At 67.7% G+C, this 21674-nt stretch carries 22 protein-coding genes; 21 read left to right on the top strand and 1 reads right to left on the bottom strand.

The genetic code is table 11. The features are described 5' to 3' along the window. The 15 genes from WD271_15385 to WD271_15315 form a co-directional block, all read left to right on the top strand. Positions 1-297 (top strand): HrcA family transcriptional regulator (locus WD271_15385; protein MEX1009205.1); only part of this gene is annotated, 297 nt, incomplete at its 5' end. Further along, a complete protein-coding gene (locus WD271_15380) occupies positions 294-1406 on the top strand; it encodes a J domain-containing protein (GenBank protein ID MEX1009204.1) in 1113 nt (370 codons plus the stop codon). The genes WD271_15385 and WD271_15380, both read left to right, overlap by 4 nt. A gap of 8 nt (positions 1407-1414) precedes the next feature. After that, positions 1415-2149 (top strand): RsmE family RNA methyltransferase, encoded by a 735-nt coding sequence (locus WD271_15375; protein ID MEX1009203.1) that lies wholly within the window; start codon positions 1415-1417, stop codon positions 2147-2149. A gap of 109 nt (positions 2150-2258) precedes the next feature. After that, positions 2259-2744 carry a transcriptional regulator gene (locus WD271_15370; protein ID MEX1009202.1) on the top strand — a complete coding sequence of 162 codons (486 nt, stop codon included), beginning with the start codon at positions 2259-2261 and terminating at the stop codon, positions 2742-2744. An 86-nt stretch (positions 2745-2830) separates the two neighbouring features. Further along, positions 2831-3742 (top strand): PhoH family protein, encoded by a 912-nt coding sequence (locus WD271_15365; GenBank protein ID MEX1009201.1) that lies wholly within the window; start codon positions 2831-2833, stop codon positions 3740-3742. 3 nt (positions 3743-3745) lie between these two features. Then, positions 3746-4270 carry an rRNA maturation RNase YbeY gene (gene ybeY, locus WD271_15360; protein MEX1009200.1) on the top strand — a complete coding sequence of 175 codons (525 nt, stop codon included), beginning with the start codon at positions 3746-3748 and terminating at the stop codon, positions 4268-4270. Continuing rightward, positions 4271-5584 (top strand): hemolysin family protein, encoded by a 1314-nt coding sequence (locus WD271_15355; GenBank protein ID MEX1009199.1) that lies wholly within the window; start codon positions 4271-4273, stop codon positions 5582-5584. Next, the gene (gene era, locus WD271_15350) at positions 5581-6507 is read left to right on the top strand and encodes a GTPase Era (GenBank protein ID MEX1009198.1); all 927 of its coding nucleotides are present in this window, start codon (positions 5581-5583) and stop codon (positions 6505-6507) included. The genes WD271_15355 and era overlap by 4 nt, the downstream gene beginning before the upstream one ends. Before the next feature lie 132 nt (positions 6508-6639). Beyond that, positions 6640-7773, top strand: a complete 1134-nt coding sequence (gene coxB, locus WD271_15345) for a cytochrome c oxidase subunit II (protein ID MEX1009197.1) — start codon at positions 6640-6642, stop codon at positions 7771-7773. Further along, positions 7770-9701, top strand: a complete 1932-nt coding sequence (gene ctaD, locus WD271_15340; GenBank protein MEX1009196.1) for a cytochrome c oxidase subunit I — start codon at positions 7770-7772, stop codon at positions 9699-9701. The genes coxB and ctaD overlap by 4 nt, the downstream gene beginning before the upstream one ends. Continuing rightward, on the top strand, positions 9701-10342 hold the full coding sequence (locus WD271_15335) for a cytochrome c oxidase subunit 3 (GenBank protein MEX1009195.1): 642 nt from the start codon (positions 9701-9703) through the stop codon (positions 10340-10342). Before ctaD ends, WD271_15335 begins: the two co-directional genes overlap by 1 nt. Before the next feature lie 7 nt (positions 10343-10349). Beyond that, positions 10350-10778, top strand: coding sequence for a cytochrome C oxidase subunit IV family protein (locus WD271_15330; protein ID MEX1009194.1), 429 nt, complete (start codon positions 10350-10352; stop codon positions 10776-10778). A gap of 13 nt (positions 10779-10791) precedes the next feature. Then, the gene (locus WD271_15325) at positions 10792-11646 is read left to right on the top strand and encodes a cytochrome c oxidase assembly protein (protein ID MEX1009193.1); all 855 of its coding nucleotides are present in this window, start codon (positions 10792-10794) and stop codon (positions 11644-11646) included. Next, complete coding sequence (locus tag WD271_15320; protein ID MEX1009192.1) at positions 11643-12371, top strand: plastocyanin/azurin family copper-binding protein; 729 nt, start codon at positions 11643-11645, stop codon at positions 12369-12371. The genes WD271_15325 and WD271_15320 overlap by 4 nt, the downstream gene beginning before the upstream one ends. Continuing rightward, positions 12368-12754, top strand: a complete 387-nt coding sequence (locus WD271_15315) for a plastocyanin/azurin family copper-binding protein (protein ID MEX1009191.1) — start codon at positions 12368-12370, stop codon at positions 12752-12754. Before WD271_15320 ends, WD271_15315 begins: the two co-directional genes overlap by 4 nt. Here the strand turns inward: WD271_15315 and WD271_15310 are convergent. Next, entirely contained in the window at positions 12747-13676 is a 930-nt protein-coding gene (locus tag WD271_15310) for a diacylglycerol kinase family protein (protein ID MEX1009190.1), read from the bottom strand. The two genes, WD271_15315 and WD271_15310, sit on opposite strands and share 8 nt — an antisense overlap. A 29-nt stretch (positions 13677-13705) precedes the next feature. On the opposite strand from WD271_15310, the gene uppS reads away from it, so the two are divergent. The 6 genes from uppS to WD271_15280 all read left to right on the top strand — a co-directional run bounded on the left by uppS (position 13706) and on the right by WD271_15280 (position 21657). After that, positions 13706-14449, top strand: coding sequence for a polyprenyl diphosphate synthase (gene uppS, locus WD271_15305; GenBank protein ID MEX1009189.1), 744 nt, complete (start codon positions 13706-13708; stop codon positions 14447-14449). A gap of 28 nt (positions 14450-14477) precedes the next feature. Beyond that, complete coding sequence (gene recO / locus WD271_15300) at positions 14478-15194, top strand: DNA repair protein RecO (GenBank protein ID MEX1009188.1); 717 nt, start codon at positions 14478-14480, stop codon at positions 15192-15194. A 182-nt stretch (positions 15195-15376) separates the two neighbouring features. Next, positions 15377-16702 (top strand): glycine--tRNA ligase, encoded by a 1326-nt coding sequence (locus tag WD271_15295; GenBank protein ID MEX1009187.1) that lies wholly within the window; start codon positions 15377-15379, stop codon positions 16700-16702. 2 nt (positions 16703-16704) lie between these two features. Continuing rightward, the gene (locus tag WD271_15290) at positions 16705-17838 is read left to right on the top strand and encodes an RDD family protein (protein ID MEX1009186.1); all 1134 of its coding nucleotides are present in this window, start codon (positions 16705-16707) and stop codon (positions 17836-17838) included. 37 nt (positions 17839-17875) lie between these two features. Next, positions 17876-20515: a pyruvate, phosphate dikinase gene (gene ppdK, locus WD271_15285; GenBank protein MEX1009185.1), complete on the top strand. Its 2640-nt coding sequence runs from the start codon at positions 17876-17878 to the stop codon at positions 20513-20515. Between the two features lie 50 nt (positions 20516-20565). Beyond that, on the top strand, positions 20566-21657 hold the full coding sequence (locus tag WD271_15280) for an HD domain-containing protein (protein MEX1009184.1): 1092 nt from the start codon (positions 20566-20568) through the stop codon (positions 21655-21657). Positions 21658-21674: the final 17 nt, after the last annotated feature.

Below are 21674 nucleotides of genomic sequence, written 5' to 3'. Positions count from 1 at the left end.
GAGCACGAAGCGTTTCCCACGTCCACCACCGCGGCGCGGCTCCTGGAGCTGCTCGAGCATCAGGTGGAACTGGTCGCGCTCGTCCAGGAGCTGCTCGCGCAGGGCCCCACGGTGTCGATCGGCTCCGAGAACCAGCTCGACGATCTGCGCGACTGCTCGATCGTCGTTGCGCCGTACCGCGTCGACGGCGAGGTCGCCGGCACGGTCGGTGTGCTCGGTCCGACCCGCATGGACTACCGCCAGGCGCTCGCCGCGGTCGAGGCCATCTCACAGCAACTCGGTCGGGCCTTGTCGTGAGTGATTACTACGAGGTGCTCGGGATCTCGCGTACCGCGACCGACGACGAGATCAAGCGCGCGTACCGCGCGCTCGCGCGGCGCTACCACCCCGACAACAATCCCGACGACCCCGATGCCGAGGCACGCTTCAAGGAGTTCAGCCTCGCGTACGAGACGCTGCGCGACCCCGAGCGCCGGCGTCGCTACGACGTCTTTGGCGAAGACGGCGCGCGCGCGACGGCAAGTGGGCAGTCGGGCGGCGATCCCTTCGGGTTCGGCAATCTCTTCGACGCGTTCTTCGGGGGTGATCCCTTCGGCGGGCGCGGGCAGGCGGGACCGCCCCGCGCGCCCGACGCCGAGGCCGTTGTCCATCTCGAGCTTGCACAGGCTGCGTTCGGCGCCACGGCTACCCTCGACGTGCGGCTTCCGGTTGCGTGTACGCGATGCGAGGGCTCCGGTTGCGAACCGGGCACGCATCCCGCGCGCTGCGACGTGTGCGGTGGCACGGGCGAAGTGCGCGAAGTCCGACGTTCCATCCTTGGCCAGATCGTCACCGCGGCACCGTGCGTCGCGTGCAGTGCGACGGGCAGCCGTATCCCCACTCCGTGTCGCGACTGTCGAGGTGATGGCCGCGTGCGCGCGTCGCGGTCGATCGATGTCGAGGTGCCCGCGGGTGTCGACGACGGCCAGCGGCTCCGCCTCTCCGGACGGGGCCCGGCCGCGCCGCGCGGCGGGGTGGCCGGCGACCTCTACGTCACCGTGCGGGTTGCCGCCGACCCGCGGTTCGAGCGCCATGGTGACGACCTGCTCCACGTCCGTCGCATCGCGTTCACGCAGGCGGCGCTCGGCTCACGTCTCGACATCGAGACGCTCGAGGGACCCGAGGAGCTCATCGTTCCGCCGGGCACGCAACCCGGTCACGTCTTCCGGCTGAAGGGACGCGGTGTGCACGCGCTTCGTGGTCGCGGTCGCGGCGACCTGCTCGTGCGCGTCGACGTCGATGTGCCGGGTCGGGTGTCCGCCGAGGAAGACGAGTTGCTGCGATCCCTTGCCGCGATCCGCAACGAGGAAGTCGCGGCACCCCAGGACAAGGGCGTCTTCTCCCGGCTGCGCTCCGCCTTTCAGTAGCGCCTGAGATGCATGCCCTGGGCCCCGCCGACGTGGCGGCCACGGCCCACGTCTACGTCGAGCGCCTCGACGACACGATCCAAGTCGTTGGCGACGACGGTCACCATCTCGTACGCGTCCGCCGGCTGCGAGCGGGCGAGGTTGTCACTGCGGCCGACGGCTACGGGCGATGGCGCGCGTACGCCGTCGATGCGGTCGAGGGAGGAATCGTCTCGCTCCATGCAACCTCCGACTTCGCGCACGAGGTCCCGCTCGTGCCGCGTCTCACCGTCGCCTGCGCGCTGACGAAGGGCGAACGGCCCGAGCGCGTGGTGCAGAAGCTCACGGAGTTGGGTGCCGACACGATCGTCCTCGTGCAGGCGGCGCGGTCGGTCGTTCGATGGGACGCCGACCGCGAGCACACCGCGATGGATCGCTTGCATCGGATCGCGCGCGAGGCAGGCGCGCAGTGCCGGCGCGCGCGGCTCCCCGTGATCGACGGCCCGGTTCCCCTTGCGGAGCTGGCGGGCCGGACCGGACTGGTCGTCGCCGATCGCGACGGTGTGCCTGCCGACGTGCTCCCTGAGCCCCCCGGAGGGGAGTGGCTCGTGGTGGTCGGCCCCGAAGGCGGGCTCGACGAATCCGAGCTCGAGCTCTTCGCGGGCGTGCCGCGCCTCGCGGTGGGACGCTTCGTGCTTCGGGCCGAAACCGCGGTGATCGCGGCCGCGGCCGCGCTCGCGTGGCGCAGGTCTCACCTGACGTAGACCGCGATACCTCACGTGTGGAGATATCCCCCACACCGACCGCGAAGAGTGGTGGAATGGCGAAACGGCTGATACTCTGCGCGCGTAGAAATCCGGGGGCGAGGGGAACATGGACGAACGGTACGTCGGCGAGCGCTTGCGAGCGATTCGCCGACAAAAGGGTCTGTCGCTCCACGACGTGGAGGCACGCTCGAATCAGGAGTTCAAGGCATCGGTCTTGGGCGCCTACGAGCGTGGTGAGCGCGCGATTTCCGTGCCGCGCTTGCTGCGTCTCGCAGAGTTGTACCGCGTCCCTGCAGATCAACTGCTCCCGCGCAGCTCACACGACGTCGACATCGATCTCACCGATCCCACGGCGGTCTCCGGTGAGAGCTTCACCATCGATCTCGTACGTCTGCACGAGCTCGACGACGACGACGCGGCGGTAATCGCACGGTACGCAGCCACGATCCAGTTGCAGCGTCAGGACTTCAACGGACAGATGCTCACGATTCGTCACGACGATTTGCGCGTGCTCGCAGCCGTGATGGGCCGGAGCCCCGAGGAACTGGGCGGACGCCTCGAGGCGCTCGGCCTGCGCGCTTCCTCGAATTAGAGGGACATTGCACGACTACGCTCGCGTCTGACGTGCCAACACCGTCGCCCACCCAAGTCAAGATCCTCGTCCCGGGCAATCACCTGATGGTCGGGTTGCTCGGTCAACGCGACGAGTTGCTGCGCATCATCGAAGACGCGTTTCCCGTGACGATCCATGTACGAGGTAACGAGATCACGATCCGCGGCGACGAGGTCGAAGCCGAACGGGTCGGCCGTCTCTTCGAAGAGATGGTTGCGCTCCTCGAGTTGGGTCACGTACTCGACCGTGAGGGAGTGGGTCGCACCATCGAGATGTTGAAGCGCGACCAGCGACCCACGGAGGTGCTCACCACCGAGGTGCTACGCGGTCGCAAGCCGGTGCGCCCGAAGACCGCAGGTCAGAAGCGTTACGTCGACGCGGTGCGCTCGCACACGGTGACGTTCGCGATCGGTCCGGCCGGTACCGGCAAGAGCTACCTCGCGGTCGCGCTCGCGGTGCAGGCACTCCAGGCGAAAGAGACCCACCGGATCATCCTCACGCGGCCCGCCGTCGAAGCGGGGGAGCGACTCGGCTTCCTGCCGGGCGACATCCTCGCCAAAGTCGATCCGTACCTGCGCCCGCTCTACGACGCGCTCTACGACATGCTCGAGCCGGAAGTGGTGACCCGATTGATGGAGCGCGGCACGATCGAGGTCGCGCCGCTCGCGTTCATGCGTGGTCGGACGCTGAACGACTCGTTCATCATCCTCGACGAGGCACAGAACACCACGCCGGAGCAGATGAAGATGTTCCTCACTCGTCTTGGGTTCGGCTCGAAGATCGTCGTGACCGGTGACGTGACGCAGATCGATCTGGCGGAAGGCCGCGGGCGGTCGGGGCTCCTTGCGGTGCGCCCGATTCTCAAAGGTATCGACGACCTCGAGTTCGTCGAGCTCGATGCGCACGACGTCGTCCGTCACCGCATCGTGCAGGACATCGTGAACGCCTACGAACGCAACGAACCTGCACCCGGGTAGGTCGTGTCCGTCTTCGTGTCCGATGAGCAGTCGAGCGTCGCGTTGGATCTGCCCCGCTGGGTGCGGCTCGCCCAGCTGGCACTCGCGGAGGAGCGAATCCCCGACGACGCCGAGGTGTCGCTGATCTTCGTCGAGGAGGACTCGATCACCGACCTGAACCGGCGCTTTCTCGACGGTCCTGGGGCCACCGACGTGCTCGCGTTCCCGATCGACGACGACCTCGTGCCCGGCGGTCGCCGGCCCGACGAAGGCGGCCGTGGGCCGGGAGCGCCCGCGGAGCCCGACGAGGACCCTCCCATCGTGCTGGGCGATGTGGTGATCTGCCCGAGGGTCGCCGCTCGCCAGGCGCCGGAGCACGACGCCTCGGTCGACGACGAGCTCGCGCTGTTGGTCGTCCACGGGATCCTGCATCTGCTGAACTACGACCACGCCGAGGAGCGTGAGGCGCACACGATGCGACGCCGAGAACGCGAGCTGCTGGAACGCTTCCGACAATCCGAGAGCGAAGCGACCGAGGGCGGGCATTAGGTGAGCGGCGCCGACTGGGGAGTCCTGGGCACCATCGTCGTGCTCTTCCTGGCCTCGTCGGTACTCGCGTTGGCCGAGACCGCCTTCACCAAGGTCAACCGGATCCGCGCACTGGCACTGGAGGACGAGGGCCGCAAGCACGCGGCACGGCTCGCCAAGATGCTCGAGGATCCGGCGCGCACCTTGAACTCGGTGCTCCTCGGCGTCCTCGTCTGCCAGTTCACCGCCGCCACGCTCGTGGGTGTGCTCCTCGAGCAGCTCGGTGCGATCGCGGTGCTCGTGGGCACGGTCGTCGAGGTCGTGCTCTTCTTCGTCGTCGCGGAGGTCGCGCCCAAGACCTACGCCGTCCAGAACCCCGAAACCGCCGCGCTGCGCGTCACGCCGCTGCTGTGGTTCCTCACGAACTTCGCGCCACTGCGCGCGTTGTCGCGCGGTCTGATCGGCTTCGCCAACGTGGTGCTTCCCGGAAAAGGGCTGAAGCAAGGCCCCTTCGTCACCGAGGAAGAGATCCGCACGATGGCCGATGTCGCGGCCAACGAGGAGGTCATCGAGGTGGAGGAGCGACAGCTCATCCACTCGATCTTCGAGTTCGGCGACACCCTGGTCCGCGAAGTGATGCTCCCGCGTCCCGACATGGTCGCCGTCGAGGTCGACGACACGATCGAGGCGGCGATCGAATGCGCAATCGAAGGCGGTTTCTCGCGGCTTCCGGCGTGCGAGGGCGGCACCGACAACGTTGTTGGCCTCGTGTACCTCAAGGACCTCGTCCGTCACGCCCGTGCGCGTGAAGGGAACCGGCCGGTGCGCGAGGCAGTCAGGCCTGCGGTGTTCGTGCCTGAGCAGAAGCGCGTCGCCGAACTCTTGCGCGAGATGCGCACGCAGAAATTCCACATGGCGATCGTGATCGACGAGCACGGGGGCACCGCGGGTCTGGTCACGTTGGAAGACCTGCTCGAAGAAATCGTCGGCGAGATCGCCGACGAGTACGACCCCGACACACCTGCGGTCGAGCATCTGCCCGACGGCGCACTGCGCGTGCCCGGCCGCACTCCGATCGACGAGGTGAGCGAGGAGCTCGGCATGGAGCTTCCCGACACGGAGTGGGACACGGTCAGCGGTCTCGTGTTCAACCTCCTCGGTCACGTTCCCGACGAAGGCGAGACGGTGCGGTTCCAGAACCTCGAGCTCCGCACCGAGCGCGTGCAGGGCCGCCGCATCGTGTCGGTCCTGATCACGCGACTTCGCATCGATGACGACCTGGAAGGTGACGTCGAGGCGCGCGACCATCCTGTCGCGGGCGCTTCGTCACCATGATCTTCGGATCGGGCACGTTCCGTTCCGGCTTCGTGACCCTCGTCGGCCGGCCGAACGTCGGGAAGTCGACCCTCGTCAACCGGATCGTCGGCACCAAGGTGGCGATCGTCTCCGACCGGCCGCAGACCACGCGCAGCCAGATCCGCGGCGTGCGCACCACTGCCGACAGCCAGATGGTGCTGCTCGACACTCCGGGCATCCACAAGCCGCGCACGCTGCTCGGGGAACGCACGAACGAGCGCGCACGTTCGACACTCGCGGAGGTCGACGTGGTGTGCATGCTCGTCGAGGCGTCGGCCGCGATCGGGCGCGGCGACCGCTTCATCGCCGAGCTCGTGCAGCAGGTCGAGACGCCGAAGGTGCTGGTGGTCAACAAGATCGACCTCGCCGATCGCCGTGCGGTGGCGGAGCATCTCGCGGTCGCGACCGGTGAGCTGGGTGAGTTCGATGCCTACGTGCCGCTGTCGGCCCGCACCGGCAACGGCGTCGACGCGCTCGTCGGCGAGCTCGAGGACCGGCTCCCCGAGGGACCGCTCTACTACCCCGAGGGTGTCGTCAGTGACCAGCCGGAGATGTTCCTCGCCGCCGAGCTCCTCCGCGAACAGCTCCTCCGGGTCGCGCGCGACGAGCTGCCCCATGCGATCACCGTCGTGGCCGAGGAGATCGAGCCCGACGACGATGTGGACGAACCGGACGAGCCGGGCGACGGCGTCCTCCGGATCCGGGCCCGGATCCTCGTCGAACGGGAGTCGCAGAAGGGGATCGTGATCGGCCGCGGCGGGGTGGTGCTCAAGGAGGCCGGGACGCGTGCACGCCAGGAGCTCGAGGCGCTGCTCGGGACGCGCGTCTACCTCGAGACCCGGGTGGCCGTCGAGCGCGACTGGCAACGGCGCGCCCACGCCCTCGACCGACTCGGGTACTAGTTCACAAAGTCCCGAAGATGTACGGCTGCGGACGCCGTCCTAGTTGCTGACGACGAAGTCCACTTGGATAGAGTGCCGACGCGCTCGGATCAGTCGACGCCGCGCAGGACGCGGGCGGCGCTGGAAGGGGATATGACGCCACGAAGCTGGAGACCGCGCCGGCTCTTCCTGGCCACGGCCGTCGCCGTGTCGCTCGTCCTCGCCGGCTGCAGCGAGGTGAAGAACAACCGTCAGAACGCGCTCCAGCCCAAGGGCCACGACGCGAAGACGATCAACAACCTCTTCTGGCCGATCGCGATCATCGCAATCGTCGTCGGCATCCTCATCATCGTCGCGACCGTGTACTTCGCGATCAGGTTCCGCTACCGCGAAGGTGTCAACGACAACCCGAAGCAGATCCACGGGAACACGAGGCTCGAGCTCGGCTGGACGATCGTGCCCGCGCTCCTCTTGGCGGTCATCGCGGTGCCCACGATCAGCACCATCTTCGATCTCGCCGATCAACCGGACGCCGATGCGCTGCAGGTCACCGTCGTCGGCAAGCAGTGGTGGTGGCAGTTCGAGTACACCGACGCGAAGGTCGTCACCGCCGACGAGCTCGTCATCCCCACGGGTCGCAAGGTGCACCTCGAGCTGAAGGCGTGCGAGGACAACATCTGCAACGTGATCCACAGCTTCTGGGTCCCCGAGCTCGCCGGTACGGTCGATGTCGTTCCCGGGCGTACGAACGAGCTCACGTTGGACGCCGACAAACCCGGGACCTATCTCGGCCAGTGCAAGGAGTACTGCGGGCTCTCGCACGCCAACATGCGGTTCCGCGTGATCGCAATGACGCGGTCTGATTTCGAGGAGTGGGTGAGCGAACAGCAGCAGGGACCGGTGCAGCCCCTCTACGCGGGAGAGGGCGCCGACCAGAAACCGGCCGGACCGGCACAGGAGCTGATCGCGACCAAGTACCAGTGCACGAGCTGCCACAGCTTCGACAATGCCGCCGCGCCCTCGTACGGCCCGAACCTCACGCATCTCGCGAGCCGTGACTACTTCGCGAGCGCAACGTACGAGCTGAACAAGAAGAACCTCGTGAACTGGGTCATGAACGCGCCGTCGATGATCCCGATGCAGACCGAATCGGACAAGTGCCGGCCGTCACCCGTGAACGGCTGTATCGGGATGCCGTCGTTCATCGAGAACGTCCCGTTGGGTCAGCCCAAGATGTCGCGCGCCGACGCCGAGCAGATCGCCGACTTCCTGTTGGAGCAGAAGTGAGCACCTTTACCGAAACCGCCCCGCTGGCACCTCCTCGGCCGCTCATCCTTCGGCGCCCGAAGTCGACCACCGGCTTCTCGAGCTGGTTCACCACGGTCGACCACAAGAAGATCGCGATCATGTACGGAGGTACCGCGCTCGCGTTCTTCGTTGTGGGCGGGATCGAGGCGCTCCTGATCCGGCTCCAGCTCGCGGGCCCCAACGGCACAGTGCTCACCGCGTCGCAGTACAACACGATGTTCACGATGCACGGCACCACGATGGTGTTCCTCGTGGGTATGCCGTTGGCGGTCGCGTTCGGCAACTACTTCATCCCGCTGCAGATCGGCGCGCGCGACGTGGCCTTCCCGCGCCTCAACATGTTCGGCTACTGGGTCGTCCTCTTCGGAGGGCTGTTCATCTACTCGGGGTTCCTCTTCGGGGGTGCTCCGAACGGTGGCTGGTTCGGCTACGCGCCGCTCACCAGCAGCCCACTCTCCACGGGAACGTTGCCGGGCCACGGACCCGACTTCTGGGTTGCCGGCATCGTGCTCCTCGGCATCGGCTCCACGTCGGCCGCGATCAACTTCATCGTCACGGTCCTCAACATGCGCGCACCCGGCATGACGCTCATGCGAATGCCCGTGTTCACGTGGATGATGTTGGTGGTCGCGTTCCTCACCTTGTTCGCGATGCCGATCGTCACCTCGGCGATGATCATGGTGTTCTTCGACCGCAACTTCGACACCACGTTCTTCCTGGCGTCCCAGGGTGGCGACCCCTTGCTGTACCAGCATCTCTTCTGGCTGTTCGGCCATCCCGAGGTGTACATCCTGATCCTGCCGGGCATGGGCATCGTGTCCGAGGTGCTGCCGGTGTACTCGCGGAAGCCGCTGTTCGGCTACTCGGTGGTGGTGTTCTCCGGGATCGCCATCGGCTTCCTCGGGTGGGGCGTGTGGGCGCACCACATGTTCGCGACCGGTCTCGGCCCGGTGGCGATCTCCGCGTTCGGGCTGTCCACGATGCTGATCGCCATACCCACCGGCGTGAAGATCTTCAACTGGCTGGGCACCGTATACGGCGGCGCGGTGAAACTCACCACCGCGATGCTGTTCTCGCTCGGCTTCATCGCGATGTTCACCCTCGGCGGTCTCTCGGGCGTCCTGCACTCGATCGTGCCCAGCGACACGCAGCAGACCGACACCTACTTCGTGGTCGCGCACTTCCATTACGTGCTGTTCGGTGGGCTGATCTTCGGCGTCTTCTCGGGGTTCTTCTACTGGTGGCCGAAGATCTTCGGGCGGATGCTCGACGAGAGGATGGGAAAGCTCACCTTCTGGGCGATGCTCATCGGGTTCAACCTCACGTTCTTCCCGATGCACATCGTCGGCCTCGTCGGGATGCCGCGACGCACGTACACCTACGAGCCGGGCTACGGGTGGGACATGCTCAACCTGCTCGAGACGATCGGCGCGTTCGTCATCGCGCTCGCGACGCTGTTGTTCCTCGTCAACGTGATCTACACCGCGCGCCGCGGTCCGATTGCGTCCAGCGACCCGTGGGACGGTCGGTCGCTCGAGTGGTCGATCTCGTCGCCCCCTCCCGAGTACAACTTCGCCGACGTCCCACGTGTCGAAGCGCGTGACGACTGGTGGCACCGCAAGTACACCGAGGACGCCGACGGCCGGCTCGTTCACCTCCCCGCAGGCGGCGCGGTCGACGACGCCGAAGCCGAGGTGGCGATCGTCGACGACGCGCACGCGGGGCACGGCATCCACATGCCGTCGCCGTCCTTCTACCCCTTGGTCGTGGCGGCGGGCCTGCCCTTCCTCGGCTACGCGGCGGTCTTCCTCAACCCGTGGTTCCTCGTGCCGGGGCTGGTGCTGATCCTGTTCGGCGTCTACGCGTGGGGTCTGGAGCCGGGCACCGAGCCGGGGACGGAGCACTGATGGCCGCCATCGAGCAGGCCGAGCGCGAGCTACCGGCGGTCCCGCCGGCCGCGGACCACGGCAACGGGGCGCACGACACCCACACCGGTGTCGTCAACCCGAAGCTCGGGATGTGGCTGTTCCTGTCGTCCGACTGCCTGTTCTTCGGCGCGTTCATCTCCACGTTCCTGCTCTACCGCGACCGCGGGAACCAGAAGGGCCCCACGCCCGCCGACGTGTTCAACATCCCGTTCACGTCGGTCACGTCGTTCATCCTGCTGATGAGCAGCCTCACGATGGTGCTCGCGCTGTCGTCGATCCAGCGTGGCGAGATGCGCAGGTTCCGTATCTGGATCATGGCCACCGCGCTGTTCGGGGCGACGTTCATCGGGGGCCAGATCTTCGAGTTCACCGAGTTCACGCGGCAAGGGCTCAACCTCGACACCAGCACATTCGGGTCGAGCTTCTACGTGCTCACCGGTCTCCACGGTGCGCACGTCACCGTTGGCATCGTGTGGCTGATCTCGCTCTGGGGCCTCGCGATGCAGGGCCGCATGACGCAGGCCGACTCCGAACGGATCGAGGTCGCGGGGCTCTACTGGCACTTCGTCGACGTGGTGTGGATCGTCATCTTCACCGTCATCTACCTGATCCCGAAGTAGGCGGGCCGTGACCGAAGAGAGCGGCGAGGGCATCGTGGCCACGACGGAACCCGAGGTCGAGCGCGCCATCGAGCGGCCACAGGAGCATCTGCCGGAGGAGCACCTGCCCGCGGAGATGACCACGTCGGCGCCGGGCCTGCTTCCGGGCGAGCTGCGACCCCACCCCACGCCGATCCAGTACGTGATGGTCGCGGTGGTGCTCGTGGTGATCACCGCGATCGAGATCGCGGTTTCCTACACCGAGGGCACGATCCCCGACGGTCTCATCGTGGTGCTGCTCCTCGGCATGGCGTTCGTGAAGTTCTTCCTCGTCGCCGCGTGGTACATGCACCTGCGCACCGACCAGCCGGTGTTCCGGCGTTTCTTCATCCTGGGTTCGGCTGCGGCGATCCTCCTGTACCTGATCGTGCTCGCCACGCTGCACGGCATCGCGTGAGTGGAAGCGCCTGATGCCCGGCGCGGTCGCCTTCCCGACGTGGTCGGCTCATCCCGACGTGTGGCTCATCGTGGGCATGCTCGCCTCGGGCTACGCCATCGCGGTCACTCGCCTCGGCCCGCGCCTCGCGCCGGCGCGTCCGGTCGTTACGCGGTTCCAGGTGGTGTGCTGGTCGCTCGGTGTTTTCGCGGTGTGGCTCGCGTCCGACTGGCCGATCCACGACATCGCCGAGCGGTACAACTACAGCGTCCACATGGTGCAGCACCTGACGTTCGCGATGGTCGCCGCGCCGCTGCTCCTGCTCGGCACTCCCGCGTGGCTGATGCGGTGGGTGCTCCAGCCGCCGGCACTCCTGCGCGCGGTCCGGACGCTCGCCCGGTTCGTGCCCGCGTTGCTCGTGTTCAACCTAGTCCTGGTGGTCACGCACTGGCCGTGGATGGTGAACGAGAGCTTGAACTCGGCGGTCGTGCACTTCTCGCTCCACGCGGTGCTGTTCGTGTCGTCGTTGATCGTGTGGCTGCCGGTGCTGAGCCCGCTCCCCGAGATCCCGCGGCTCCAGCCCGTGCTCCGGATGCTCTACCTGTTCGCATGGTCGGTGGTGCCCACCGTGCCGGCGTCGTTCCTCACGTTCGGAACGGCTCCGCTCTACAAGTTCTACGAACACGTGCCGCACCTGTTCGGTCTGTCGACGCTCCAAGACCAGCAGCTCGCCGGGCTGATCATGAAGATCGGTGCAGGACTTCTACTGTGGATGGTCATCGCGGTCGTGTTCTTCCGGTGGGCGGCGGAGGAGGACCGCGCGAACAACCCGCGGCATGGGCTTGCCGAGCTCGATCGTGAGCTCACCGAGATGGGATTGAGGAGATGACCGACGCCACCATCACCGACGCCGATGCGAAGGATGTCGGTGCCGAGGATGCCGGTGTCGAGGATGCCGGTGTCGAGGATGCCGGTGCCGATCAGCCGGAGCTCGCCGGACCGCTCGAGCCCGAAGGCCCGATCAAGGACCGGTTGCTGCTGCCGCTGGTGCTTCCGTGGCTGTGCATCCTGGCGGTCGGTCTCTACGCGCTGAACATCTCGCGGATCTTCCTGGCGGGCGACTCCACCTCGGCGCTGATCATCGGTTCCCTCGTCACCGTCGCGATCCTCGCGGGTGCCGCGATCATCTCGGCGATCCCGCGGCTGCGCACGTCGTCGCTCGCGATGATCATGGGCTTCGTGCTCGTGATCGTCGTCTCGGGCGGGCTCCTCACGCTCGGTCCGAGTCTCGAGAGCGGCGAGGAGGGGGCAGCGACCGGCTACGTGAAGCCGACGACCCCGCCGGTCGCGACGCTCGACGTGATCGCGGGGCCGGGCACCAAGTTCGACGCCAAGGAGTACACCGTCGATACGGCTGGCGTGATCGCGATCAACTACACCGGCGAGGCCGGCCACACCCTCGTGTTCACCGACCCGAAGCTCGCCGGATTCAAGCTCGCGACGTCCGGGAAGGAAAAGGGCGACGTCGACCTGAAGCCGGGCCAGTACGTCTTCTACTGCGACATCCCCGGGCACCGCGCTGCGGGCATGGAAGCCACGCTCACCGTCCCGTGATCCGTTTCCGGCCACTCGTTGGCTTCGCGGCCGGCGTGTTGCTCCTCGCGGCCTGTGGCGGGGGCGGCGACGGCGGTGGGCAGTCGTACAAGGAACCCACGGGCCCCGCGCAGGACACCTTGAAGATCGAGGCGGGGAACTTCTACTTCAAGCCCGACAAGCCCACCGCGAAATCGGAGGTGGTGGAGCTCGAGCTCGACGGCGTGGAAGGCCTGCACACCCTCGTGTTCGACAACGGGAAGGTGCCGGGCTTCCAGATGGAGGTCAGCAGCGGGCAGACGTCCTCGAAGAAGATCGACCTGAAGCCAGGGAAGTACACCTTCTACTGCGACATCCCCGGCCACCGCGCGCAGGGCATGGAAGGCACGCTCACCATCACCTGATCGTCGGACGCGTGACCACACGCACCGCGTCCGGTACGGCGTCGAGGCGCGCGGGAAGCGGTCCCACGCGCTCGCCGCTCGCCCAGAGCTCGGCCGATCCCACCGCCTCGGGCATCTCGATCGTCACGCGCTTCCCCCGTCGCATCGTGACCCCGGGGTGACGCGTGTGGGTTCCGTCGAACACTTTGGGGAACGTGCGCAAGAAGTCGCCGCGCGACACGCGGCCGACCACGCACACGTCGAGCAGGCCGTCGTCGAGCGCGGCATCAGGCGTGATGATCATGCCGCCCGCGTAGCTTCGTGTGTTGCCGACCGCGACCAGCCAGACACGGCTGTCGAGGATGTCGCCATCGACGGTGATGCGCACGCGCTGCGGACGGTAGGAAGCGAGCGTTCGGAGCGTCGCGAGCACGTAGAGCGGCGTGCCTCCCACCCAGTCGATCGTGTTCGCCCAGCGGTTGGCTTCGGCGTCGAAGCCCGCGTTCGCCACGGTGGTCGACCATGCGCTCGTGCCGTCGGCGGTCTCGGCGCGACAGAGGTCGACGTGCTCGACGCGACCGGTTCGCAGCAATGCAGCCGCGGCCGCGGCGTCGTCGCGCGGAATGTCGAGATGGCGGGCGAAGTCGTTCCCCGATCCCGCGGGCACGATCGCGAGCACTCCCCCGTGGTCGGCCGCGAGCCCGGCAAGGGCGCACACGAGGCCGTCGCCGCCGCACGCCACCACGCCGCGGCCGTCGTCGAACGCGGTGCGAGCTCGCCGGATCGCGTCGGTCATGTCGGCCGACACGTAGATCTGCACGTCGGCGTCAACGGCGGCGAGCGCGTCCGAGATGTGAGGGAGTTGTGTGCGTCCACGGCCACGCCCGGCTGCCGGATTGATCACTGCGGTCCAGCGCCCGGGCAGGTCGGTCGGCGCTCTCATGCGCGGCGGAGCTTAGGTAGGTTGCGGCGATGCCCGACGACTTCCCGGCCGGTCTCGATTCCCGCCGGATCCCCCAGCACGTCGCCATCGTGATGGACGGAAACGGCCGGTGGGCGAAGCGTCGGGGCCTCAAACGCACCGAGGGGCACACCGCGGCCGAAGAGGCGCTCTTCGACACGGTGGAGGGCGCACTCGACATCGGTGTGCGGTGGCTGACGGTCTACGCGTTCTCCACCGAGAACTGGCGGCGCCCGATCGACGAGGTCCGGTTCCTCATGCGCTTCAACGAGGAGCTGCTGCTCCGCCGGCGCGACGACCTGAACTCGCGGGGCGTGCGTATCCGGTTCATCGGCCGGCGTGGCGGTCGTGTGCCCCGGCGCGTCGTGCGGAACATCGAAGACAGCGAAGCGCTCACTGTCCGCAACCGCCGGATGACGCTGACGTTCGCGTTCAACTACGGCGGCCGCGCGGAGCTTACCGACGCGATGCGCGCGATCGCGCAGGACGTCGCTGACGGACGTCTCGATCCGAAGCGCATCGACGAGCGGATGATCGAGCGGCACCTGTACGCACCAGATATGCCCGACCCCGATCTCATCGTGCGCACTTCGGGGGAATATCGCCTGTCCAACTTCTTGATGTGGGAGGCCGCGTACTCCGAGCTCGTGTTCACCGACGTGCTGTTCCCCGACTTCCGGCGTCAGCACCTGTTCGACGCCATCGGGGAGTTCCAGCGCCGTGACCGCCGCTTCGGCGCAATCGACGACGATTGACCAACTCGCAAACTACACTCGTGTAACCATGCTGTACCGGGACCAGGGCGTCGTGCTGCGCAGCATCAAGCTGGGGGAGACCGACCGCATCGTCACCCTCCTGGCCCGAGGGCACGGGAAGATCCGTGCCGTCGCCAAGGGTGTCCGCAAGCCGGGGAGCCGGTTCGGCGCGCGGCTCGAGCCCACCAGCCATATCGCGCTCCAGTGCTACCGGGGACGAAGTGAGCTCGACGTCGTCACGCAGGTCGAGACCATCGACGCCAACCGCGGCCTGCGCGAGCACTACGGATGCCTCACCCACGCGGTAACGATGCTGGAGGCCACCGACCAGGTCGCGCAAGACCGCGAGCCGAACGCCGCGCTGTACCGGATGCTGGTGGGAGCACTCCGCACACTGGCGGCCGAACCCAGCTCGTTGGTGAGCGCGGCGTTCTTCTGGAAGCTGCTCTCGCTCGAGGGGTTCCACCCGATGCTCGACGCGTGCGCGCGCTGCGCCGACGAGGCGGGTCCATTCCTCGCGTTCGACCTCTTCGAAGGGGGTGTGCTCTGCGAGTCGTGCGGGCTCCTCGGTGGCCGCCGGCTCCCGCCCGAGTCGCTCGCCCTCCTCCGCCGGATCCTGGGCGGCGAGCTCCGGAACGCGCTGGCCGAGCCGCCGAGCGCAACCACCGTCGACGTGGAGCGCCTTGCCCTCGCCGCCCTCGAGCACCACCTCGAACGCCGGTTGCGGAGCGCCGCGCTGCTGTAGCGAACGAGCGTCCGCGAGGCGGGTATCCCGCCGAGCAGCGAGCGAGCCATAGGCAAGGAGCGCAGGTCGCTCGCCAGGAGCGAGCGTCTGGGGCGCAGGTACCCTGCGCCGCAGCGAGCGACGCATCAACAGGCGAACTCGTTCGGGGCCGAAAAGGCACCCGACTACGATCGATTTCTCATATGGCCAAGGCCGACCTGATGGACCGCATCGTCAACCTCGCGAAGCGTCGCGGCTTCGTCTTCCAATCGAGTGAGATCTACGGTGGTTTCCGGTCCACGTGGGACTACGGGCCGCTCGGCGTGCTGCTCAAGCGCAACGTGAAGGACGCGTGGTGGCGCTCCATGGTGCAGCTCCGCGACGACGTCGTCGGTCTTGACGCCGCGATCCTCATGGCGCCCAAGGTCTGGGAGGCCAGCGGGCACCTCGAGACGTTCAGCGATCCTCTGGTCGACTGCCGGAACTGCCAGGAGCGCTTTCGTGCCGATCAGCTCCCAGATTCGGGTGCTTGCCCCAACTGTGGCGCGAAGGGCTCGTTCACCGAAGCGCGCGAGTTCCACCTGATGTTCAAGACACACGTGGGTCCGGTGGAGGACGACGGCGCCATCACCTACTTGCGGCCCGAGACCGCGCAGGGCATCTTTGTGAACTTCCTGAACGTGCAGATCACCACGCGCAAGAAGCCGCCGTTCGGCATCGCGCAGATCGGCAAGTCCTTCCGCAACGAGATCACACCGGGCAACTTCATCTTCCGCACGCGTGAGTTCGAACAGATGGAGATGGAGTACTTCGTGGCGCCCGACGACAGTCCGCAGTGGTACGAGTACTGGTGCCAGGAGCGCTTCCGCTGGTACACCGATCTCGGCATCCCCGACCACAAGCTGCGCCTCCGGCCACACGACCAAGACGAGCTGTCGCACTACTCGATCGGCACGTCCGACGTGGAGTTCCTCTACCCGTGGGGTTGGGGCGAGCTGGAGGGGATCGCGCAGCGCACCGATTTCGACCTCACGCAGCACTCGAAGTTCTCGGCGCAGGATCTGAGCTTCTACGACCAGGAGAGCGACCGGCGGTACGTGCCGTACGTGGTCGAGCCCGCCGCGGGCGCCGATCGCGCCACGCTCGCGTTCCTGCTCGCGGCGTACGACGAAGACGTTGCCCCCAACGAGAAGGGCGGCACCGACACGCGCACGGTCTTGCGCTTCCACCCGCGGCTCGCGCCGATCAAGGCCGCGGTGCTGCCGCTGTCACGCAACGACAAGCTCGTGCCGATCTCCGACGAGATCGCCGCGATGCTCCGTCTGCACCTGATGATCGACGTCGATACCGCGGGTTCTATCGGCCGGCGGTACCGTCGCCAGGACGAAATCGGCACCCCGTTGTGCGTCACGATCGATTTCGACACGCTCGACGACAAGGCCGTGACCATCCGCGACCGCGACACGATGGCGCAGGATCGTGTCCCGATCGACAAGCTCCTCGCCGAGCTGCAGGACCGATTGGGATAGCTATGAGCGACGACGAGACCTATTACCACGAGTTGGGCGTCGATCCGGGCGCGTCCCGTGACGAGTTGAAGGCCGCGTATCAGGAACGCATTTCGGAGCTCGAGGCGGCGCGCGAGAGCAAGGGTGTCACCGACGCGCAGCTCCAGCGCAACCGTGAGGAGGTCGCGCGCGTGCGGGCGGCGTGGAACGTGCTCGCCGACCCGTTCCAGCGCACGCGCTACGACGCGGCACTCGACGCCGCGTCCGCGAACGGCGACGCGTCGGGCGACGACGGCGAGGGTGAGGATGGCGACGCGGCCGGCGCGCTCGAACCGAGCGAGCGCCCGGAGGTGCAGCTCACCGGCTGGCGCCGGCTCATGGCACCGCCCCCACCCAAGCAGGCGAAGCCGGCGCCCGGCAACGGTAAGCAGCCACCGACGCGGCGCCCGCCGCGCGAACCCACGCTCCAACTCCCGCCCGGGATGCGGTTCGCCGAATCCCGCGCGCGCGGCATGGCGCTCCTGTTCGATTTTGCGATCGTGCTCGTCATCTACTGGGTCACGTTGCTCGTGGTGCCGGGCGTGGTCAACAGCGAGTATTCGACCAAGGTCGACCAGATCAAGGACCTCAACAGTCTCCACGACACGCAGGGAGACATAAATGACGCCCGGGCGTCCGAAAAGGATGCGAAGACCGCGTCCGACGAGAAGTCCGCGCAGAAGGACCTCAACGACGCGAACAAGGAATTCAACAAGACCGCGAAGGGTCTGAACGAAGGCGGCATCGAGACGCCGCACAACCAGGACGCGCTCCAGAAGACGGCGGACAAGCTGTCCGACGACATTCGAGGCGCCACCTACGTCGCGAGCGTCGTGGTGCTCGTCGCCTCGATGTTGTACCTCGTGCCCATGACCGCGATCACTGGCCGCACGCTCGGCATGCGCGGGCGCAAGATCCGCGTCGCGCGCGCCGACGGCACACCGGTCGGCTGGTACGGCTCGTTCACGCGCTTCTTCCTGCCGATCCTCCTCGCGCTCGTCATCCCGACCATCGGGCCGCTGCTCGGCCTCGGCATGGTCCTGTGGGGGTACCGAGACCCGAACGGGCAAGGGATCCACGACAAGCTCGCGCGGACGATCGTCGTCGCCGACCAATAGCTCGACCAGCCAAGAGTTGAAACCAGGAGAGAACCCGATGCGTTACGTGCACCCGTTCGAGGCGGGCTCGAAGGAGCAGAAGTATCTCCTCGGCGGAAAGGGCGCCAACCTCGCCGAGATGACCAACCTCGGTCTGCCCGTGCCACCTGGCTTCACCATCACCACCGACGCGTGCAAGGCGTACATGGCCGCGGGCGACACGATCCCCGAGGGGCTGATGGACGAGGTAGCCGTTGCGCGCACGACGCTCGAGCAGGAGATGGGCAAGCGCTTGGGTGACCCCGCGAACCCGCTGCTCGTGTCGGTGCGGTCCGGCGCGGCGTTCTCGATGCCCGGGATGATGGACACCGTCCTCAACCTCGGGCTGAACGACGTGTCCGTCGGGGGGCTCGCACAGCAGACCGCGAACGAGCGGTTCGCTTGGGACTCGTACCGCCGATTCGTGCAGATGTTCGGCAAGATCGTGCTCGACATCGACGGCGAGAAGTTCGAGCAGGCGCTCGAGGAGATGCGCGCGGCGCGCGGCGTTGCCACCGATCCCGAGCTGCCGGCCGACGCGCTGCGGGAGTTGGTCGACCGCTTCAAGGCGATCGTGCTCGCCGAGGTGGGCATCGAGTTCCCGCAGGATCCGCAGGAGCAGCTCGGCCACGCGATCGAAGCCGTCTTCAGGTCGTGGAACGGCGACCGGGCGCGCGTGTACCGCCGCATGGAGAAGATCCCCGACGACCTCGGCACCGCCGTGAACGTTCAGACCATGGTGTTCGGAAACAAGGGTGACGACTCCGGCACCGGAGTCGCGTTCACCCGCGACCCTGCCACCGGGGAGAAGCGGCCCTACGGCGACTTCCTTGCGAACGCGCAGGGGGAGGACGTCGTCGCGGGCATCCGCGCCACCGAGTCGCTCGACGCGATGGCGAACGACTTCCCCGAACCGCACGCGCAGCTCCTCGACGTGATGCAGCTCCTCGAACAGCACTACCGCGACATGTGTGACATCGAGTTCACCGTCGAGCAGGGCCGACTGTTCATGCTCCAGGTGCGCGTCGGGAAGCGCACCGCGGCGGCGGCGCTCGAGATGGCCGTCGACATGGAGACCGAGGGGCTCATCGACCGGCGCGAGGCGGTCCTGCGCGTCGCGCCCGAGCAGCTCGACCAGCTCCTGCACCCGCAGTTCGACCCCGCGGTGAAGTACGACGCGGTCACGAAGGGCCTCAACGCCTCGCCGGGCGCGGCGGTCGGCAAGGTCTACTTCACGCCCGACGACGCAGAGGCGAAACACGGGGCCGGCGAGGCCGTGATCCTCGTGCGCCCGGAGACGTCACCCGACGACATCCACGGGATGATCGCCGCCGAGGGCATCCTCACCTCGCGCGGCGGGCTCGCGAGCCACGCCGCGCTCGTCGCGCGTGGATGGGGCAAGCCCGCGGTGTGCGGCGCGAGCGAGCTCGACATCGACGTCGCCGGCCGCGTGTTCCAGGTGAGCGGCGTCACCGTGCGTGAGGGCGACGTGATCTCGATCAACGGCACCACTGGTGAGGTCGTGATCGGTGCGGTCCCGCTCATCAAACCCGACGAGATGAGCGCTGTCTTCGAGACCGTCCTCGGTTGGGCGGACGAGTTTCGGGTGCTGAACGTGCGTACGAACGCCGACCAGCCGGAGGATGCCGAGGTTGCGCGCCGGTTCGGCGCCGAAGGGATCGGCCTCTGCCGCACCGAGCACATGTTTCTCGGCGAGGAGCGATTGCCCATCGTGCAGCGCTTCATCCTCGCTGCCGACGAAGCCGAGGAGAACGCCGCGCTCGACGAGCTCGCCAAGCTCCAGCGCGCCGACTTCGAAGGCATCTTCGAAGCGATGGACGGCCTGCCCGTCACCATCCGGTTGCTCGACCCGCCGCTGCACGAGTTCCTCCCCGACGTCGAGGAGCTGCTGGTGCAGGACGCGCGCGGGCAGCTCGACGAAGAAGGCCGCCGCCTGCTCGCGGCCGCGCAGCAGTGGCGTGAGGCGAACCCCATGCTCGGCACGCGCGGCGTGCGCCTCGGCATCATCAAGCCCGGTCTCTACAAGATGCAGACCAAGGCGATCCTCGAAGCCGCCATCGCGCGCAAACGCGCGGGCGGCGATCCGCGCGTCGAGATCATGATCCCGCTGATCGTCACCAAGCCCGAGCTCGAGCTCGTCGCCGGCTGGGTCCGCGAGGTCGCCGCCGACACGTTCGCCGCGTCCGACAACGGCGAGGTCGACTACCTCGTCGGCACGATGGTCGAGACGCCGCGTGCCGCGTTGGCCGCGGGCGAGATCGCGGAGGTCGCCGAGTTCTTCTCGTTCGGCACCAACGACCTCACGCAGATGACGTTCGGGTTCTCCCGCGACGACATCGAGGGTCGCTTCCTGGCCGAGTACCTCGAACTGAAGCTGCTGCGCGCCAACCCGTTCGAGACGCTCGACCAGGAAGGCGTGGGCCAGCTCGTGCGGATGGCGGTGGAGCGCGGCCGCGCCACGCGCCCGGATCTCAAGCTCGGCATCTGTGGCGAGCACGGGGGCGACCCGGCATCGGTGGCGTTCTGCGCCGACGTCGGTCTCGACTACGTCTCGTGCTCGCCCTACCGGGTGCCGATCGCTCGCCTGGCCGCGGCCCACGCCGCCCTGGGCGCGGGAGGCCCGGGTTCCACGGCGTAGCTGTCGCACCCCCGTGATTTCATTGCTCCGTGAACCCGAACATGTCTGGTGTGACGAGCAGTGAAGTCGGGACCCCCTTGGTACGGCGCGCGCACGAGGGCGCGCACGCGTACGTGGGCGGGCGCGTGGTGTTGCGCGAGGAGCGGGAGGCGGCGCTCGACGTGCTGCTGGCCCCGGGCGCGACCCGGCCGGTGGGCGCAGGGGAGCGGGCCCGTGCCGAGGCACCCGACCCCTATCGCCTCTGCTTCGAGCGCGACCTCGATCGGGTCAAGCACTCGCGTCCGTGGCGCCGGCTCGCGGGGAAGTGCCAGGTGTTCATCGCGCCGGAGGACGACCATCTCCGCACTCGGCTGACCCACGCAGTCGAGGTCGCCCAGGTTGCCACCGGCATCGCACGAGCCGCGAACCTTTGCCTGCCGCTCGTGGAGGCGATCGCGCTCGCGCACGACTGCGGGCACGGTCCGGCCGGGCATGCGTCGGAGGAGGCGTTCTCGCCCTACCTACCGGGCACCGGGTACGACCACGCGGTCTATGGGGCCGATGTCACGCTCGCGGGTCTCAACCTCTGTCGCGAGACGCTCGACGGCGTGCGCAACCACTCGTGGCGCCGCCCGCCGCCGTCCACGCCCGAAGGCGAGGTCGTCGCGTGGGCCGATCGGATCGCGTACGTCTGCCACGACTTCGAGGACGCGGTGCGGGCGCGCATCCTCGAGCCGAGCGACCTGCCCGTCGAGGTACGCGAGGTGGTCGGCACCGAGCGTTCGGAGCAGGTCGGCACCTTCGTGCTGGCGGTGCTCGACGCCGTCGATCGCACCGGCCATGTCGGAATGACCGAGCCCGCGGCATCCGCGCTCGCCGCATTCCGCGCGTTCAACTTCGAGCGGATCTACCTGCGGCCCGCGGCGCGCCGGCAGGCCGAACGCGTGATTCGCCTGCTCAGCGGCCTCGTCGACCACTTCGCCGACGCACCGCGCCGGATGCCGCCGGTGCGCGACGGTGAGGTCGCGCTCCCCGTGCCCGGGTCTCCCGCGGCGGCCGTGCTCGCGGTGCACTACGTGAGCGGGATGACCGACCGTTTCGCGCTCGGCCTCGGCGTCGACCTCCTCGGATGGCGACCCGACGATCTGCCGCGCGGCGTCTGAGTCGCCGCCATAGGCTC

Source organism: Acidimicrobiia bacterium, assembly GCA_040880805.1.
Classification (GTDB): domain Bacteria; phylum Actinomycetota; class Acidimicrobiia; order IMCC26256; family DASPTH01; genus DASPTH01.
Note: the sequence above shows the minus strand (reverse complement) of the source record. Positions and strands in the feature narration are given on the sequence as shown.

Coding starts and splice junctions, on each gene's coding strand:
- WD271_15375 (MEX1009203.1), top strand. CDS start 1,415: ATGCATGCCCTGGGCCCCGCCGACGTGGCGGCCACGGCCCACGTCTAC.
- WD271_15370 (MEX1009202.1), top strand. CDS start 2,259: ATGGACGAACGGTACGTCGGCGAGCGCTTGCGAGCGATTCGCCGACAA.
- WD271_15365 (MEX1009201.1), top strand. CDS start 2,831: ATGGTCGGGTTGCTCGGTCAACGCGACGAGTTGCTGCGCATCATCGAA.
- era (MEX1009198.1), top strand. CDS start 5,581: ATGATCTTCGGATCGGGCACGTTCCGTTCCGGCTTCGTGACCCTCGTC.
- coxB (MEX1009197.1), top strand. CDS start 6,640: ATGACGCCACGAAGCTGGAGACCGCGCCGGCTCTTCCTGGCCACGGCC.
- WD271_15335 (MEX1009195.1), top strand. CDS start 9,701: ATGGCCGCCATCGAGCAGGCCGAGCGCGAGCTACCGGCGGTCCCGCCG.
- WD271_15325 (MEX1009193.1), top strand. CDS start 10,792: ATGCCCGGCGCGGTCGCCTTCCCGACGTGGTCGGCTCATCCCGACGTG.
- WD271_15320 (MEX1009192.1), top strand. CDS start 11,643: ATGACCGACGCCACCATCACCGACGCCGATGCGAAGGATGTCGGTGCC.
- WD271_15310 (MEX1009190.1), bottom strand. CDS start 13,676: ATGAGAGCGCCGACCGACCTGCCCGGGCGCTGGACCGCAGTGATCAAT.
- uppS (MEX1009189.1), top strand. CDS start 13,706: ATGCCCGACGACTTCCCGGCCGGTCTCGATTCCCGCCGGATCCCCCAG.
- recO (MEX1009188.1), top strand. CDS start 14,478: ATGCTGTACCGGGACCAGGGCGTCGTGCTGCGCAGCATCAAGCTGGGG.
- WD271_15295 (MEX1009187.1), top strand. CDS start 15,377: ATGGCCAAGGCCGACCTGATGGACCGCATCGTCAACCTCGCGAAGCGT.
- WD271_15290 (MEX1009186.1), top strand. CDS start 16,705: ATGAGCGACGACGAGACCTATTACCACGAGTTGGGCGTCGATCCGGGC.
- ppdK (MEX1009185.1), top strand. CDS start 17,876: ATGCGTTACGTGCACCCGTTCGAGGCGGGCTCGAAGGAGCAGAAGTAT.